We start from the raw sequence: 16,611 nt of genomic DNA on the forward strand, positions 1-16,611 counted from the left end.
AGTCTTTGATTTTAATAAACTTATTAATAAACAAAATTCCTTAGCGTACTATTTTCTCCGAATTCTGTGCTGACCCCTTCTATAATTATTTATATGCAACATATTGACTAATGATGTTGCTTAAAGTAAGCTAGCGTTACTCAAGGGGAGTAACTTCTCACTTTATTAAGTTTGTGGCTTATCGTCATTACATAAGGCATTGTTCAATTATTAGCCCTTATCGGTAAGTCAGCTATTGTCACAATAGTTAGCCAGACCTTGACTCGTTGTTAATCATTTGTGGTTAGCATGGGTCAAGGTTTTTCTGTTTTAGGCTAACCTTTTTCCATCGCTTCCACGACACTATCAATTTTTTGATGAGACGTTTAAGGAGCGATAATGTTACTTGCGAGTTTACCTGCCAACACCGAAGCGATAGCTATCGGCAGTCCGATGTTATACGCCGTGTTTTTTGCCATTGTGGCAACATTACTGTTAGTCGATTTTTTTACTTTTAAGACTCCGCCGCCAGGCGAATCCGTATCCATGAAACAGGCAGGGATTTGGAGTGCGATTTGGGTTGGTGTCTCTGTACTGTTTGCAGGTGGCTTATGGTGGTATCTAAACGGGTCGTTTGGCTCGGCAATCGCCAATCAAAAAGTCGGTGAATTCTTCACGGGTTATTTACTCGAAAAGTCACTCGCCATTGATAACGTGTTTGTGTGGCTCATGATTTTTGCGGCGTTTGCGGTGTCGCCTGCGATGCAGCGTAAAATTCTACTGTATGGCGTAATTGGTGCCATTGTCATGCGTACCGTGATGATTTTTGCGGGTGCGTGGCTGGTAAGTGAGTTTAGCTGGATTTTATATATATTTGGTGCCTTTTTGCTGTACACGGGTATCAAGATGTGGCAAAACCATGATGAACAAGAAGACCCAAAACAGTCAGGCTTGTATAAGTTTTTACAAAAACATTTGCGAATCAGTGATGATAGCCATGATGCATCGGATCAAGAGCGATTTGTACTGGTTAAAAACGGCGTTAAGTATTTCACCCCATTAGCGGTGGTGCTGATTTTGGTGGAATTGTCGGATGTGATTTTTGCGGTGGATTCGATTCCCGCGATTTTTGCGGTAACCACCGACCCGTTTATTGTATTGACAGCAAATTTACTGGCGATTTTGGGTTTACGTGCGATGTTCTTCTTGTTGTCAGGCTTGGCGGATAAGTTCCATTTACTGCCGTATGCATTAAGCGTGATTTTGGTGTTTATCGGTGCCAAGATGCTACTGCTTGAGGTGTTTCACGTGCCGATGGCTATTTCACTCGGCTTTATCGCTACGGTATTAACGATAACGGCGATTTTGTCGGTGAAATTTCCGAATTTGGGTAAAGCATAGACCCGACGGTAATTACCGATTGCTAATGATAATGTTTAATTGTGATAAAATAAGCCTTTTTTACAAAGGCTTATTTTTTTATGATGGAAAAGCTGTTTAAAAATAGCCGTTATTTGGTGTTTCTCACGATTATTGTGAGCCTACTCTCTTCAGTAACGCTGTATGTTGCTTCATTAAATATTATTTTTCATGTGCTATCCGACTTTATTACCAATCCCGCGGTTAAACCCCTTGATGGGCAGATTTTGGCGGTTAATCTGCTAAAGACGTTGGATATTTTATTGATTGCATTAAGTTTTCAGATGATTGCGATTGCCTATTACCGTTTATTTATCTCCAACAAACCTGCGCAAGAATCTCGTTTTTTAACTGTACTTGGCATTCATGATTTTCATGACTTAAAAATTAATTTGATGCAAGTATCGATGATCATTTTGGTGATTTTATTTTTGGAGCAAGCCGTTGAAAGTGGCGCTAATTTTAATACTTTTCTTTATGGAGCTGCCATTGCGATGGTGGTTGGGGCGATTGTGTTAGCGATTAAAAGTTTACGACATTAATAGTCGAACTGTTTAGTTACAAATTGCTTTAATTAATTTAAGCAACTATTTGCTTTTTAGTGTTGCTTAAAATATACTCATGATCATCAAGGGGAGTAACTTCCTGCTTTTTTAAGCTTGTGATTTATCGTCAATCCATGTGGATGTTACCATCCCATCGGTAAATCAGCTATGACCATTTAACCTTATTTAAAGGTTTCCCATAGTTAGCCAGACCTTGACTTGTCTTTTGCTAAGGTAAGAGGAGGTCAGGAAAACCGCTAACAACGCCCTATTTTATCCAACTTTCCCACCCAATCTGCCCTAGTCATTGACTCAACAATTTTAATGACTGATTAATTACTTAAAAGGGTATAGTTTCCATGATAGAACTATTGGCTGATCCATCGGTTTGGCTGGGTTTCTTCACACTTGTCATTCTAGAAATCGTTCTGGGTATCGACAATCTTGTTTTTATCGCCATTCTTGCCAACAAATTACCACCTCACCTGCGGGATAAAGCCCGTAACTTAGGCTTGACGTTAGCCTTAGTCATGCGACTCGGATTGTTGTTCGTGATGTCTTGGTTAATCACCTTGACCAATCCCATTGCGTTATTCGGTTCGCTCGATATCTCTGTTCGAGATTTAATTTTGATTGTCGGTGGTGTGTTCTTGTTGTTTAAAGCCACGGCAGAACTACATGAACGTATCGAAGGCAAACCTGAACACACCGGCGGTAAGCAAATTTACGCCAGTTTTACCGCTGTCGTCATACAGATTGTGATTTTAGATGCGGTATTCTCGTTTGATGCGGTGATTACGGCGGTCGGTATGGTAAAACAGCTTGAAGTGATGATGGCTGCCGTAATCGTTGCTATGGCGGTGATGCTATTTGCTTCAAAGCCGTTGACGAACTTTGTCGGTCGTCACCCAACTGTCGTGATTTTGTGTTTAAGCTTCCTGCTCATGATTGGCTTTAGCTTAATTGTTGAAGGTTTTGGTTTTCATTTACCCAAAGGCTATCTGTATGCGGCAATTGGTTTCTCAATCTTAATTGAAGCCTTTAACCAGTTTGCCCAACGTAACCGCACCAAATATGAAAATCGTGTACCACTACGTGAGCGTACCGCCGACAGTATTTTACGACTAATGGGTGGTAAAGCAGAGCCAAACAGTGAACTCGTTAGCGAAGATAGGCCATCTGATACGGAAGTCGCCTTTGTCCAAGAAGAACGCTATATGATTAGCGGCGTGTTAGCCCTAGGTGAGCGAGATATCGAAACAGTGATGACACCGAGCAATGACATTTCATGGGTCGATATCAATGGGTCGTTGGCTGATATCAAGACACAGGTGTTAAGTACCCCGCATAGCTTATTACCGATTTGCGATGGCTCAGTCGATAAAATCTTGGGTGTGGTGCGTTCTAAGAGTATTTTATCAACGCTTGAAACGATGACAGACGCTGATAAACAAGCCTTGTATGATTTGGCAAAACAGCACCAGCCCGTGTATGTGTCAGACACGATTGATAATTTGCATTTGATTAAGCTACTTAAAAATTCCAAAGGTAATTTAGCCATCGTGATTGATGAGTTTGGTCAAGTGTCAGGTTTGGTCACGCCGCTGGATTTGTTTGAAGCGATTGCTGGTGAGTTCCCTGACGAGGACGAATCACCAGAAATTACCCAGCATGATAATCATTGGTTGGTCGATGGTACCGCAAGCTTAGACCAGTTGCGCTTAGAACTCGATAACTCCGATTTGTTTGCGGATGCAGAGCAGTTGACGATTGGGGGTTATATGGGTGCGAATTTGCCCAATTTACCAAATATCAATGACAGTATTGAGGAAGATGGTTATCGCTTTACTGTTATCGAGATCTTCTCAAATCGGGTGATGTTGGTGAGAATTGAGCGAATGACTGATCAATAATTGTGTTGTGGTGTTAAAAAATAAGCCCCGAAATAGGGGCTTATTTTTTGATTTAATAAATGTTTAGCCAAACTTTGATAATGAATTAGTCAAAAAGGACTGTGCCCAATAAAAATAATTATTTTTCACCATTTTATAAATCAAAACCCATATCTATTAGATATACCACAGTCAATTCTCAATTAAGTAAAACACTTGTTCTTGTTGAAAATTATAACCGCTGGCTAATCAGCAGTTTTGTCGTATTTGGCGTTCAATAATAACCGCTATTATTTACTTTAATAAAAACATATCAATAATATTAATATAATTTTCTTTAAATAATTTTTAAAAAACTTAATTAAAATACTTTAGCCTGATATCAAATAACATAAGTTGTCGTAATTTTTTTAAATCTGCTTTTTTATTAAATTTTATCTTAGTATACTCAAACAAAAGATAATAGGATAAACATAGGTCGAAAAATGTGGTCAGATATTGATTCTAAAAAAGACTTTTTAAATTATTCGGAAGCTTCTGAAATTGTCGTGAATGTCTTAAAAAATCCCTCTATGTTGCCCATCTCAATCGGAGTTTTTGGCTCTTGGGGAACAGGTAAGTCAACAATACTTAATCTGATTGAAGAAAAAATCCGAGTAGAAGGTAACGATGACTATATTATTATCAAATTTGATGCGTGGCTATATCAAGGTTTTGATGATGCTCGTGCTGCTTTATTAGAAGTAATAACGCTAGAAATTGGAAAATTAGTTCAAGATAATGAAAGCCTTTTAAAGAAAACTAAAAAAATCAGCAAAAGAGTTAATAAGTTAAGGGTATTGGGTTTGCTTACGGAAAGTGCTGCATTAGCCGCTGGTGTTCCAATGTTTGGCATGGCTTCAAAAGCTGTAGAAGCTATTGGACACGGCATAAGTGGACAGGCAAAAGAGGAGGATGCTGAATCAGTCAATAAATTTATTGAGAGTGGACAAGAGGGAGTTAAGGATTTTCTTAATGAGGAAACCCTATCTGCTCCAAAGGAGATCGCGGCACTAAAAATAGAACTTGAGGAACTTTTAACTGAGTTCAATAAAAAAATCATCGTATTTGTTGATAATTTGGACCGTTGTCTGCCGAAACAAACCATCCAAACTTTAGAATCTTTACGGTTATTTTTATTCATGAAAAAGACAGCATTTGTTATCGCTGCTGATGAAGACATGGTAAGACATGCTGTTAAAGAACATTTTAATGGCATTGATGAAAAACACGTTACCGATTATTTGGATAAATTGATTCAATTTCCTGTCAAAGTCCCAAAAATAAGTACCAGAGAGGTAAGGGCTTACTTATTCCTATTGTATGCTTCAATTCACCCTACCTATGGTCAGCAAGAAAGCAAGCTAGAAAATCTCAGGCAAGGCTTAGAGAGAAACTTACGTCTTTCATGGAAAGAAGAGCCAATTAGTGTAAACGACGCGTTAGAGCTTTTAGATAGTACTGCTCCAACTGTACAAAATCTTTTGACGGACTTTAATGTAGCTGACCGCATCGCACCTTTGTTAGCCTCTTCAAAAAATGTTGAAGGTAATCCACGCATTGTTAAACGAATGCTTAATGTAATTAGTATGCGACATATGGTTGCGAGTGCACGCCAAATGTCGATAGATTTAAAACTTATTGCGAAAATGGCACTATTTGAGAGATGCTGTGACTCTAAAGCAGTTTCAGTCTTATACAATGAAATAAACGCAACTGCCGATGGTAAACCAGATTTATTTAAAAACTTGGAATTATCAAAGGATGATATTGAAGCATTTGACGGCAAACTTCCCAAGGAATGGAAAGATTACAAAATTTTTATTTTTGATTGGATAAATTTAGAACCAGCCTTGTCTAATAGAGATTTACGCCCACTAGTCTATTTAAGTAAGGAAACTGTACCACTAAGGGTTATTTCTAAGGGTCTTTCAGAACCTGCAACTCAAGCATTTAATTTGCTACTGCGTACAAACAATATCTCCTCACGAGCCGCTCTACAAGCTATTGGTTTGATTCCTAATGGCGAGGAAATAAAAGTGATGGGGCTAATATTAGATGAGCTGCGTAAGCATTCAAATTGGACTCAAAAACCAAATGGCTACGCAGGTGCATTTTTATTGGCTAAAGAAATGGAAGAAACTAGACCTCAATTTAAAGCATTTTTCTCGGAAGTAATGCCTAAGCCCAAACTTTGGTTCAATACCTTAGTAAAAGATGAAGACTGGTTCAACAATTAAAATCATAGAGGGACAAATTTATGGGAACATCAACTTCTAGCAAGGGGGCAAACGGAAAATCACCTTTAGTACCCTCTTGGGCTAATGAAGATAACCAACCCATACCTAATATTGATAGAAATTTAAAGGGATTTAGAGGTGAGCTAGGCAAAGCTGCGGGAAGTAAATCAAGCAATCATCTCAAGAAAGCTATTGGTCATTATGCTAAACATGCCACTGCTGGAAAAAATGTTGGTCCAAAACGCTACCAGAAAATGATTAAAGCGGGTGGTGGTTTATTTGATGTATTTAAAAATATTCAAGTTGGTAATGATTACTTAGGTTTGAAATTATCTGATTTAAATGGTCAGCCAATCGATATTGTTATTGATAAAATCATTGAAACACTTCTAGAAGTGGATGGTGATTCTGAAAGAATCAGAGCGAGCTTAAATCAGTCCTTATCAAAATGTTTGGATGGGGTAGAAGAATTCGATGCTAGCCAAATTTCTGATGATTTAATTATTGATTTAATGCTTAATTATGCCACAGAATTCTTGTTTGAAGAGATTATGCTAGATTCCAGAACAGCATTTGACAAAGCAGATACGCCAGAAAAATTTCTTGAACTAGAGAATGATTTACATGCTCTGATTGAATCTTGTGTAGATAAGCATATGTGTGAAAAATTAAAAGAAAGTAAAGATACATTAACTCGCAATGACATTGAGACCATACAAAAAACCGCACTTGAAGAGATTTGGACCGAGTGGGAGGATTATCTAAATGATTGAACTATATTTTGAAACCGACCCTGATAAATTACCTGCTATCTCAAGTGATGTCTTACCAGTTCGAATGTTTGGCAAATCAGCATTGGAAGGTAAATATAATAGTATTGGCGGAGCTGCATTACAAGAATTTAGAAGATTGCAGGAACAGCCTGACGAAATTGCTTTCGACCTAATGATGTTATCGTTAGCGGTTACTGCCGCTGACACCTTTGTTGAGCGAAATACTAAAGCAGAAGATGCTTGGTGTCGTCAATTTAAAATTCATCTGCCTTTATTAAACCCAGATTTATGGCAACAACAAAGAACATTACTTGAAGAAGCCTTGCATTTTCTCAGTGGTGACTTATGGGATTTTAAATTTAGTCAAAGTGATTTTCAAATTCCAAGTCCAATAACTAATCGCAGGGCTAGAAAAATCCATATCGATAATCATGACTCAGTTTGCCTATTCTCTGGTGGTCTTGATAGTACGATTGGAGCTGTAGATTTAAAAGAGCAAGGCAAGAAACCTGTACTAGTCAGTCATGCTTATCCTAAAGATAGGGAAAAACAGAATGATGTTTACCACCAACTTGGTCTTAACAATGCCAAGTTTCAAGTAGTCGCAAACCCAAGAAAAATTAAAGAAATCCCCGTTGATGTGCAAATGAGAACACGGAGTTTTAACTTTATTGCATTTGGGGCTTTGATTGCCACTGCATTATCAAAAAATAACTATAATAACCAAATTATTACCCTTTATGTTCCAGAAAATGGGCTTATTTCAATTAATCCGCCGCTAACCGCTCGACGAATTGGTTCGCTAAGTACACGAACAACTCATCCCTATTTTTTAGGAAGGTTAAATGAGTTATTTATTAATATTGGCTTACCCGTCAAGCTACTAAATCCTTATCAATTTAAAACCAAAGGTGAAATGATAGCAGAATGCCAAAATCAAACCTTACTGCAAAAAGTTGCCGCAAATACGGTTTCCTGTGGTAAATGGAAACGCTCAGGTACTCAATGTGGCAGATGTGTGCCATGTTTAATTAGACGAGCTTCGTTTAATGCAGCAGCTTATAATGATACTACCTCATATCAATTCCCAGTTTTAAAGGATGTCATCCATAACCCAACAAATAGAGATGATTTGATGTCTATGATTGTAGCTCTTCAGAGTTTAGAAAAGGCTGCAAATAAAAATATTTGGGTTGCTAGGTCAGGGTTCTTGCCATTGGAGAAAACTGAACGACAGAATATTATTGATACAGTTTTAAGAGGAATGGATGAAGTGAAGCATTATCTACAAACACAGAACTTGGGTGTGACTATTTGATGTATCCATTAATTGATTTGCATTGCCATTTAGACTTGTACGATAATCCGCATAAAGTTGCTTCTTTATGCGATGCTTCAAGTTATATTTTATCAGTCACAACAACACCTAAAGCATGGTTTGGCACAAAGAAACTTGCAGAAAATAATAAAAGAATTCAAACAGCTCTTGGTTTGCATCCACAGATAGCTCATGAACGAAGTGATGAATTAGATTTATTTGACCTATTAGTAAATGATACAAAATATATAGGTGAAATAGGGTTAGACGGTTCAAACTCACTAAAACAATTTCAACCTATCCAGCAGAAAGTTTTTGAGCATATTGTTATAAAATCGAATAAATCTAGCCCAAAAATTTTAACTATTCATAGTCTTCAGGCTGTCGATAGCGTACTTGACTGTTTAGAAAATCATTTTTCAAATGGCGTACCTGTTCTACACTGGTACACGGGAAATGAGATTCAATTAAACAGGGCAATAGCTAATGGCTGTTGGTTTTCAGTAAATCAAAGAATGTTATCAAACAGCAAAGGAAAACAGCTCGTTACCAAAATTCCCAAAAATCTCATTATCCCTGAAACCGATGGTCCATTTATTAAGAATAAAAGTCAGCCAATTTACCCTGGCGAAGTTATGCCAGTAATTGATAGCTTATCTAAGCTTTGGAATGAACCAATAGAGCAAGTTATTGCTATAATCTTTGATAATTTTAAAATCCTTATAAATCAAGTGACTTAGTGAACAGCAATAAATACCAAAAGATATTTTTAATTTTATAGTTTAGGTAGAAATCAATATGAATCTGTTTGAAAGCATTACGAATGAGCAAAAAATTCATCGCAAGTTTAAATTTTTAAGAGACAACATGATATTCGGGGAACAGGCGATTATCAATCAATGGACAAATGGGTTTATTGATAGAGATAACAAAATTGTTAAAGAATTTCAAACAACTTTCCATTCTAGCTTTTGGGAGTTTTATCTTAATAGTGTTTTTCATGAAGCAGGATTTTCTATTGACTATAGCAAAAACAGACCTGATTTCATTATTAATTCTCCAGTGCCATTTTATGTAGAAGCTGTTGTATCAAATATCAAACAGGGCGGTGATTCAGAAGAAAATAGAAATTTTGAGGACCTTTTTAAAAATGTAGAACCTTTTTATTTAAGAGAAAATTTTGAAAATAGCTTAAATGAAGCAATTACAAGGTACTCTAGTTCAATCAACTTAAAGAAAAAAAAGTATGATAATGAGTATTCAGAACTAGATTATTTTGATGATAGTTATCTCTTTACGATTGCATTAAGTGGTTATGAACAAATTTCATATGGTAGTAACTTTGTTTTTCCCCTAATGGCTCTTTTGTATGGAAGAGTTTATAATAATGAAATCAATACTTATCATAACCAAAAAGAAATATATAAACCAGGTACTGATTCAAAAATACCTATTGGCTTATTTTTAAAAGAGGAATATTCAGAAGTTTCTGCGATTATTTTTAGCTGTACCACTACATTAGGAAAATTAACTTCCTTGGCAATTTCCAATGGAAATCTTAATCCAAATGGTGTAATAACTATTCGACAAGATGATGAATTCCCAACTTATAAAATACATGAGGTTTCAAAAGAAACGCCAGAATATCTTTCAGATGGCTTATTTATTTTCCATAATCCTTTAGCTAAAAATCCTCTACCAAAGGATTTGTTTAATAAAACAAATGCTGTAAATATTACCTTTGATATATCAACTGGCGGTAGTGAAAGAAGAGCTAATAATCTACTTTTAGTTTCGAGATTAAATTTGGTCACTGGAAAATACACTTTGCCATTCATGTATAGTGAAATTTTCGAGAAATTTAATCCAGATATAGCTGTAGTACAAGGTGTAATTTCAGATATTGAAGAATATACCGATAGTTATGATGTAACCTTTACTATTGAAAATGAATATTTAAAAAAAATAATTACCTTTTCATTAGAAGCTTTTGAGAAATATTGTATAGAAATGGGAGATTCATTCCAACTTATATTCTATTTCCCCGAACATCAAAAAATTATGGATATGATTAGAACACAGTTAGATATTGATATTAAAAAATTGAAACTTGCTTTTTTAGCCAGTGATGATATCGAAATTGTGGATATAATAAAGAATGAACACAACCCTTCAATCAAGGGTTGAGATTTTATAGCAATGAACTGTCCTGGGATTGTCGGAGACCTAAAACTCTGAGACAATCCCAGGACAGTTCATTTCTGTTTCTGGGAGGGCGTTCAAAATTCTGTGTCAGGATAAATTAAATTAGAGGCTCATTACAGCATCTAATCGACCAGGGAAATGGATAGACAACTGCATCATTGTTTGTCCCCAATTGTTAATTGGCATCGTCCATTTCTCTGACGCATTTAACATACCAACATACAGTAATTTAAGCAAGCTGGTTTCATTAGGGAACGCTCCTTTGGTTTTAGTTAGCTTACGAAACTGGCGATGTACCGCTTCAACCGCATTGGTTGTATAAATCGGCTTTCTGACCGCATCGGGGTACTTGAAATAAGCAGAAAGCAAATGCCATTTGTCTCGCCAAGAAGCAATCACAGCAGGGTACTTACTGCCCCAGAGTCTATCAAGCTCATCTAAAGCCAGTTCAGCCGAATCTTTATTGATTGCCTTATAGACAGGCTTTAAATCACGCATGAAAGCTTTCTGATCTTTACTTGCGACATAACGAATACTGTTACGGATTTGGTGAATCACACATAGTTGTACCTCGGTATTAGGAAAGATAGCCTGTATGGCTTCAGGGAAGCCTTTTAAGCCATCGACACAGGCAATCAGAATATCTTGTACGCCACGATTGTGCAAATCAGTGAGTACCGACAGCCAGTAGTTTGCGCCTTCGCTTTCAGAGCAGTATAGCCCAATGAGTTCTTTGCGACCCTCGGTGTTCAGTGCTAACAGCGTGTAAACCGCTTTGTTGACATAGCGCCCTTCGTCTTTAACCTTGTAGTGGATGGCATCGAGCCAGACAAACGGATAGACGCTGTCCAAAGGACGGGATTGCCATGCTTTAAGCTGTGGGATAAGCTGGTCTGTGATACTACTGATGGTGGCTTCTGAGACCTCAAGCTGATAAATCTCAGCGATGTGGTCTTTGATTGCCCCATAGCTCATGCCATGCGAGAATAGAGAGAGAATGCGGTTATCAATCTCAGGCGTAAGTTTGGTTTGGTGCTTCTTAACCAAAACAGGCTCGTATTCCCCATTGCGGTCACGAGGTGTTTCAAGTTCAAAGCTACCAACGGCTGATTTAACGGTCTTTTTGCTGTAGCCATTACGGCGGTTGCCAGTAGGATTCTGCTCAAGGTAGCTGTCTATCTCAGCTGATAGGGCAGCTTCGGTAAGTTGTTTGATGAGTGGAGCTAGTACCCCATCACTGCCTGTAATAGGCTTTCCTGATTGAATCGCTTTTAGGGCTTCGTTAAAGTCAAAGTTTTGCATGGTGTCATTCCTGTTTTTCTTAACAGCTTATGGGAATGACACAGTTTTTTGAACACTACCGTTTCTGGTAACTTTTTCATGTCAGCATAAACAGCACGCGCTAATAAAACATGATAAAAAATTTCTTTCATGGTTGCGTTCATTTGATTTCTCCGTCTTGATTAATTTAAAGCAAATAAGGATTTTTCAGGGGTAAAAACAAAGTCTTTATGAAATGTTTTAATTACTGCATTTGTGCCACGTTGTCCCATTCTATTTCCTTCCCAAAACCATACCTCACCTTTGTGATTTATAAAGGCGGAAATATAAGAATTTCTTACAAAAAATGACACGCGGGTGTTTTTCATAATCAAAATAGGTGAAGCTATTATTTTCATAGATGATTCTGAAGGCTCGGGGCTTTCACCTATCAAGTAATGCCCCCAAATATAAACATTTCCGTTAGACGTATTTGCCGAAAAGTCTGATATATTGATGACTTTTGATAGATTAGGAACTTTTTTTGGATTATCTAATCGAGTGCTAGTGTTTCCTTGAGCAGCATAACCTCGAGTTTCCCCCCAACTCCATACAGAACCATCTTCTAATAGGGCAAAACTGGCAATCCCTTGTGCGACATCAGCAACTTTTTTATCAAATTCAATATTACATATGGTGTTTTGTTGAGATATAGAAACTACTTTTGCATCACCAATACAATGAGTTGTTAATAATTTTCCTTGATTATTGATAGCTAATATATAGCCAGAATTACCATCGAATTTTTCAATATTTTCTAAGCCACCAATTTTTGTAGGTTTACTGATTATTTTCTCATCAGTATTTTTTAAAATGTGCCATTCATTTTTTCCTTGGTAATAAACTTCTCCTGTTTTTGTTAAAAATATTGATGCACCTGTGCCAGCAACAATATCCACCACATTATCAATACCTTTAATCTGCCTTAACTCATCAATAGACGTATCCTTATCACTTGGGTCAATCTCCCCATCATGATTACTACCCCAACCCCACACAGTACCATCCTTGCGTAATAACAACATATGCCCACCACCACCCGACACAGCCACCGCATCGTGAATACCTTCCACAGGTCTTGGCGTTGGGTCTTGTCCTGTCTGTGCTGGGCGTAATAGGCTATCTGTTCCCCACGTCCACAATGTACCGTCATCTTTTACCCCTGCTGACCATGTTGTCGTCATCGCCAAGCGCTTCGGCTCTCGCAAGATTTCGAGTGGTTTATCCAGTGGCTCATCAGGCATATTGGCGACTGGGTATTTATCCTCTGTCACAGCTTTGATTTGCTCAATGGGGGATTTGTCACAGCTTGTAAGCGACAAAAATGCCATGATAAGTAAGGGGAGATATTTTATTTAACACCTAATATTAATTTAAATAAATATATAAATCGGCATCTTTTATACACTCGCTTGACAAATGAATATATTACAATTTAATAACAAAAAAACTACCGTTCATTCCAATTTTGAAAAAATGTTGACAATAAAAAAGCGATTTAAGTTTACAAGTCGCCTTTTATCATAAAATATTGCCTACATCCCAAACCCCCTAAACGGCTCATGTCTTAGCTCTTTATCTTTTTCCAGCTTTTTCACCGTCAACTCTAACCTAGCATAATTCGACAAATCATAAGGATGACTATTTACATAGGACTCTGCTTGCTGTGGATTCATTTTCTGCTGTTTACCATCAGCATCCACCTCATACAGCACCCCTTCCTTGGCATACCCCACCACCTGCTGTTTTAACCCATTAAACAACTTTTTAAACAACTCAATTACCGCTTTAATAACGGCTGAAACTGTGCCAATGACTGCACCAAAGTTGTTTGTTGCTGCTGCAAACTGCTGAGCGTCATGGTCATATCCTGCTTTAACCCTTCTAACTCGTCGATTAATTTGACCAAATCGGTGTGTTCGCTCATCATACCCTGTTGTGAGGTTATCAATTCCTGCATTTGTGTCTGCAAGCTGGTTATCGATTCCTGTAACGTCTCTAGCGAATCTTTTACCGCGTCGTCGTCGAGCAATGCCATATTGTCCAACGCCATTAATGTCGATTGCATTTTCTGCTGTAAGAGTTGATATTCTTCCCTGCCTAATTTCAGCATTTTTAGCTGTTGTCGATTGGTGTTTTCTAATTCGCTCAAGCAGCTCTCGACCTGCTTCAGTATCAGCTGGTTGTGAGCCATCACCTGTTTCTTGACTTCTGCTTTGATAATCGGTGTAAGCTGCTCGAGTAAGCTCGGTAATAATTGGGCTAAAGCCTCGGTGATTTGTGTCTGCTGTGCTTGGCTGGTTTGGCTCAAATGGCTCTCCACTTTGTTGTGCAAATCGGTCGACAACTGCTCTAAAGTCTTGGTAATTAGCTCGATTGGGGTTATTTGAGTCATCTTGAGTTACTTCCGTTTGGGCGTTTGTTGCAGTTGTGGCAGGCTTTCGGGTGCGGTCACCAGTAAGGTCTTTTCTTTGTTTTGATTCTCGCCCCAAAATGCCGTTTGTTGATTCTTCGGTGTTATCAGCACCCCACCCTCTTTGCCCTTGTTCTCGAAGATATTGATCATCGCTAGTGCTTTTGTTTCGGTTGGGGTTTGATCGATGTGTTGTTGTAAAATATCCAGTGTCTGCTGGGTGTGATAGACCTGTTTGCCCAGATAATAATTTCCGGCAAATAAAGCGATAGCCAGAAAAATCTCCAATGCGGTTAGCATCGAGGCTTTGAACCCGATTTTGTTCAGCTGTTGCATTTTGTGTTGATGGGCCTGAGTGATTTTTCGGGTATGTTGGACGGCTTGGTCGCTGATGCTCTGCATTTGATCTGGAATCGTATCCAAGTGATGCTTCGCTTGTTCGGTTACCTGGATTGACTTCTTGCTGACGGCCGATATCATTGTATCGAGACTGTCGTTCACGCTCTGGGTTGTCTGGGTTACTTTCTCGCTGATTTGCTCGGGCATCTGCGAGAGGGTCTGAATCATCTGAGTTAACTGTTGTTGTAACAGAACCATTTGCAATTGGGCTTTCGCAATCTGCTCGCTGTTTAATTCCAGGCTCTGCGTGACTAAGCTCTTGGCTAAGTCGTCCATCTGGTTCACAACTTTGAGCAAAGCGTTGTGCCAATCTGAGCTTGCGTTTTTCACGCTCTCGTCGATTGATTGCTTGAAGTTCGCTTCGCTTTGCGCTTTCTCTCGTTTGTATTTTTCCAAGCGACTCGAAACGTTGTCTGGTGAATTCTCGCTCATACATCATCCCCTTTAATTTAATATTGCGACCACCCACAGGATTTTTAATCGAAATGGATTTGCCATCTTTTGCAATTCGAGTGATTTTAAATGCTTCAGCAATGACACGAATCACATCTGCTTGCGTCTGAATTGACTCATCATCAGCAATCTCTTCAATCAACCACTCGCCAATTTTTTCTTCATCAAAGACTTTTTCGTCTTGAATGGCTTTACCTGCAAGTTTATCTTTCTCTTGTTGTTTTTTGAGGGCATACTCATAGCCTTTTAAGCGATAAGCCCGTTGTCGCTTGGGGTCATTGGGGTCTTCTAACCCATAATCGATATTGATTAAATCTTTCCATGAATCGACAAGATGAAAATCTTTGTAAATATAGTACACAGGCAATGCTTTACCTGACGGCAAATGAATATCGGCAAACACAAAATGTAATTCTTGCCTATCTTTGTCTTGATGCTCGACCCAATATCCCGAATACTCACCTCGCATGAGCCCTGGAAACAAGTTTTGTTCAAACGACTCAATTATTTCGATTTTTTGTGCATCCGTGATCGATTCTTCAGGCGCAAATGATAAAACACCGGACGTATAAATTTTTGAATTTTTTATTCCATTAATCACTTCTGTCGTATCAATATCATTACCATAGATTAGTCGAGCCCCATCGCGAGGTTTACTTCTATTGTCTTTATCAAATAATAAATAATTGCGTACCGCACCGCCGCCGCCTGTACGTGTTAGTTCGCCTTTTTTTACTTTGCCATGATCAAAAAATCGCACTAGCATTTGATTGTCTCAGCAAAGTTTTTGATAACAGGTGAATCAGTTTGATCATTAATCACCGTTGAATCGCTAATAATATTATCCGCATTCTCTACGGCATTAAGCGAATACTGTTCTCTTAATTGTTGAAGTTCATTAGCAATTTTTTGCAAGGCAAAAGCCAGCTCTAAAACATTTAATGTCTGCTTTGCATCATTAGAAACAATATGTGCGTATCGAGTGAGTTGATTAATATTATTGCTGATACCTACAAGCTGTCTAAGCAATGTTGGATCAACAACAGGTAAATCATGAATACGTTTTGCCGGTTCAGGTAAACCTAAAAGAGAAACACGCACGAACTTTGCTAAAGGTAAGCCAAAGCCCTCGGCTTTAGCTTTTAATAATTCAAACTCTTGATCATCTAATCGAAGATTTAAACGAGTTTTCCTTTTATCAGCATCGTTAGATTTTTTATTATGGATTGAAATCATTAATCAACATCCAAAGACTATCATCACAGTAACTATTAGCGCGTAACTTAGTTTTCTTTTAAAATCGCTTCTTTATGAAATTTAGCGCAGAGTAAATTTTAAAAAGAAGCGATTCAGGGGGTGTAAAGAGGGGGAAGCATTCCCACTTTTGCCGGCGACAGCGTTACCATTAAGCTTGCGAAAATGGTAACTCTGTCATTGCTGGCTAAGTAAATTTTTAGTTCTTTTATTATTTCATTTGATTATATGGTAATTTTCTTTACTTGCAAATCGCTTTTTGTTTGATTTTTCGCTATAGGTTGTTTAAGGTACTCCCCAATGTCTAGACCAAATAATCATAAAATTAAGATAGAATTGGGTTGATAAAGCACAGTATTATC

12 protein-coding genes are annotated in these 16,611 nt (G+C 37.9%); 8 read left to right on the top strand and 4 right to left on the bottom strand.

Annotated elements, in window-relative coordinates:
- Nucleotides 1-378 precede the first annotated feature (378 nt).
- The 8 genes from ACH0AB_RS11005 to ACH0AB_RS11040 all read left to right on the top strand — a co-directional run bounded on the left by ACH0AB_RS11005 (nt 379) and on the right by ACH0AB_RS11040 (nt 10,392).
- On the top strand, nt 379-1,380 hold the full coding sequence (locus tag ACH0AB_RS11005) for a TerC family protein (protein WP_406878171.1): 1,002 nt from the start codon (nt 379-381) through the stop codon (nt 1,378-1,380).
- An 80-nt stretch (nt 1,381-1,460) separates the two neighbouring features.
- Entirely contained in the window at nt 1,461-1,940 is a 480-nt protein-coding gene (locus ACH0AB_RS11010) for a YqhA family protein (protein WP_095356921.1), read from the top strand.
- Nucleotides 1,941-2,302: 362 nt separating this feature from the next.
- Entirely contained in the window at nt 2,303-3,856 is a 1,554-nt protein-coding gene (locus ACH0AB_RS11015; protein WP_406878172.1) for a TerC family protein, read from the top strand.
- 464 nt (nt 3,857-4,320) lie between these two features.
- Entirely contained in the window at nt 4,321-6,114 is a 1,794-nt protein-coding gene (locus ACH0AB_RS11020; protein WP_369128729.1) for a KAP family P-loop NTPase fold protein, read from the top strand.
- Nucleotides 6,115-6,134: 20 nt separating this feature from the next.
- A complete protein-coding gene (locus ACH0AB_RS11025; RefSeq protein ID WP_369128728.1) occupies nt 6,135-6,887 on the top strand; it encodes a hypothetical protein in 753 nt (250 codons plus the stop codon).
- Nucleotides 6,880-8,205 carry a Qat anti-phage system QueC-like protein QatC gene (gene qatC / locus ACH0AB_RS11030; protein ID WP_406878173.1) on the top strand — a complete coding sequence of 442 codons (1,326 nt, stop codon included), beginning with the start codon at nt 6,880-6,882 and terminating at the stop codon, nt 8,203-8,205. Before ACH0AB_RS11025 ends, qatC begins: the two co-directional genes overlap by 8 nt.
- Nucleotides 8,205-8,945 carry a Qat anti-phage system TatD family nuclease QatD gene (gene qatD / locus ACH0AB_RS11035; protein WP_369128734.1) on the top strand — a complete coding sequence of 247 codons (741 nt, stop codon included), beginning with the start codon at nt 8,205-8,207 and terminating at the stop codon, nt 8,943-8,945. The genes qatC and qatD overlap by 1 nt, the downstream gene beginning before the upstream one ends.
- A gap of 58 nt (nt 8,946-9,003) precedes the next feature.
- A complete protein-coding gene (locus ACH0AB_RS11040; RefSeq protein ID WP_406878174.1) occupies nt 9,004-10,392 on the top strand; it encodes a hypothetical protein in 1,389 nt (462 codons plus the stop codon).
- A gap of 120 nt (nt 10,393-10,512) precedes the next feature.
- On the opposite strand, the gene ACH0AB_RS11045 is transcribed toward ACH0AB_RS11040, so the two are convergent.
- From ACH0AB_RS11045 to ACH0AB_RS11060, 4 genes are all read right to left on the bottom strand, one after another.
- A complete protein-coding gene (locus ACH0AB_RS11045) occupies nt 10,513-11,712 on the bottom strand; it encodes an IS256 family transposase (RefSeq protein WP_282841981.1) in 1,200 nt (399 codons plus the stop codon).
- Between the two features lie 161 nt (nt 11,713-11,873).
- Nucleotides 11,874-13,052 (bottom strand): RCC1 domain-containing protein, encoded by a 1,179-nt coding sequence (locus tag ACH0AB_RS11050; protein ID WP_406878175.1) that lies wholly within the window; start codon nt 13,050-13,052, stop codon nt 11,874-11,876.
- A gap of 213 nt (nt 13,053-13,265) precedes the next feature.
- The gene (locus tag ACH0AB_RS11055; protein WP_406878176.1) at nt 13,266-15,761 is read right to left on the bottom strand and encodes a relaxase/mobilization nuclease domain-containing protein; all 2,496 of its coding nucleotides are present in this window, start codon (nt 15,759-15,761) and stop codon (nt 13,266-13,268) included.
- Nucleotides 15,755-16,231, bottom strand: coding sequence for a plasmid mobilization protein (locus ACH0AB_RS11060; RefSeq protein WP_406878177.1), 477 nt, complete (start codon nt 16,229-16,231; stop codon nt 15,755-15,757). Before ACH0AB_RS11060 ends, ACH0AB_RS11055 begins: the two co-directional genes overlap by 7 nt.
- Nucleotides 16,232-16,611: the final 380 nt, after the last annotated feature.

It is taken from the genome of Moraxella sp. 179-F 1C4 NHS (assembly GCF_045370505.1).
GTDB classification, from domain to species: Bacteria; Pseudomonadota; Gammaproteobacteria; order Pseudomonadales; family Moraxellaceae; genus Faucicola; species Faucicola tetraodonis.

Bases quoted from the DNA above. Each gene is read 5' to 3' on its own strand.
- ACH0AB_RS11005 (WP_406878171.1), top strand. From the start codon at position 379: ATGTTACTTGCGAGTTTACCTGCCAACACCGAAGCGATAGCTATCGGC.
- ACH0AB_RS11010 (WP_095356921.1), top strand. From the start codon at position 1,461: ATGATGGAAAAGCTGTTTAAAAATAGCCGTTATTTGGTGTTTCTCACG.
- ACH0AB_RS11015 (WP_406878172.1), top strand. From the start codon at position 2,303: ATGATAGAACTATTGGCTGATCCATCGGTTTGGCTGGGTTTCTTCACA.
- ACH0AB_RS11020 (WP_369128729.1), top strand. From the start codon at position 4,321: ATGTGGTCAGATATTGATTCTAAAAAAGACTTTTTAAATTATTCGGAA.
- ACH0AB_RS11025 (WP_369128728.1), top strand. From the start codon at position 6,135: ATGGGAACATCAACTTCTAGCAAGGGGGCAAACGGAAAATCACCTTTA.
- qatC (WP_406878173.1), top strand. From the start codon at position 6,880: ATGATTGAACTATATTTTGAAACCGACCCTGATAAATTACCTGCTATC.
- qatD (WP_369128734.1), top strand. From the start codon at position 8,205: ATGTATCCATTAATTGATTTGCATTGCCATTTAGACTTGTACGATAAT.
- ACH0AB_RS11040 (WP_406878174.1), top strand. From the start codon at position 9,004: ATGAATCTGTTTGAAAGCATTACGAATGAGCAAAAAATTCATCGCAAG.
- ACH0AB_RS11045 (WP_282841981.1), bottom strand. From the start codon at position 11,712: ATGCAAAACTTTGACTTTAACGAAGCCCTAAAAGCGATTCAATCAGGA.
- ACH0AB_RS11055 (WP_406878176.1), bottom strand. From the start codon at position 15,761: ATGCTAGTGCGATTTTTTGATCATGGCAAAGTAAAAAAAGGCGAACTA.
- ACH0AB_RS11060 (WP_406878177.1), bottom strand. From the start codon at position 16,231: ATGATTTCAATCCATAATAAAAAATCTAACGATGCTGATAAAAGGAAA.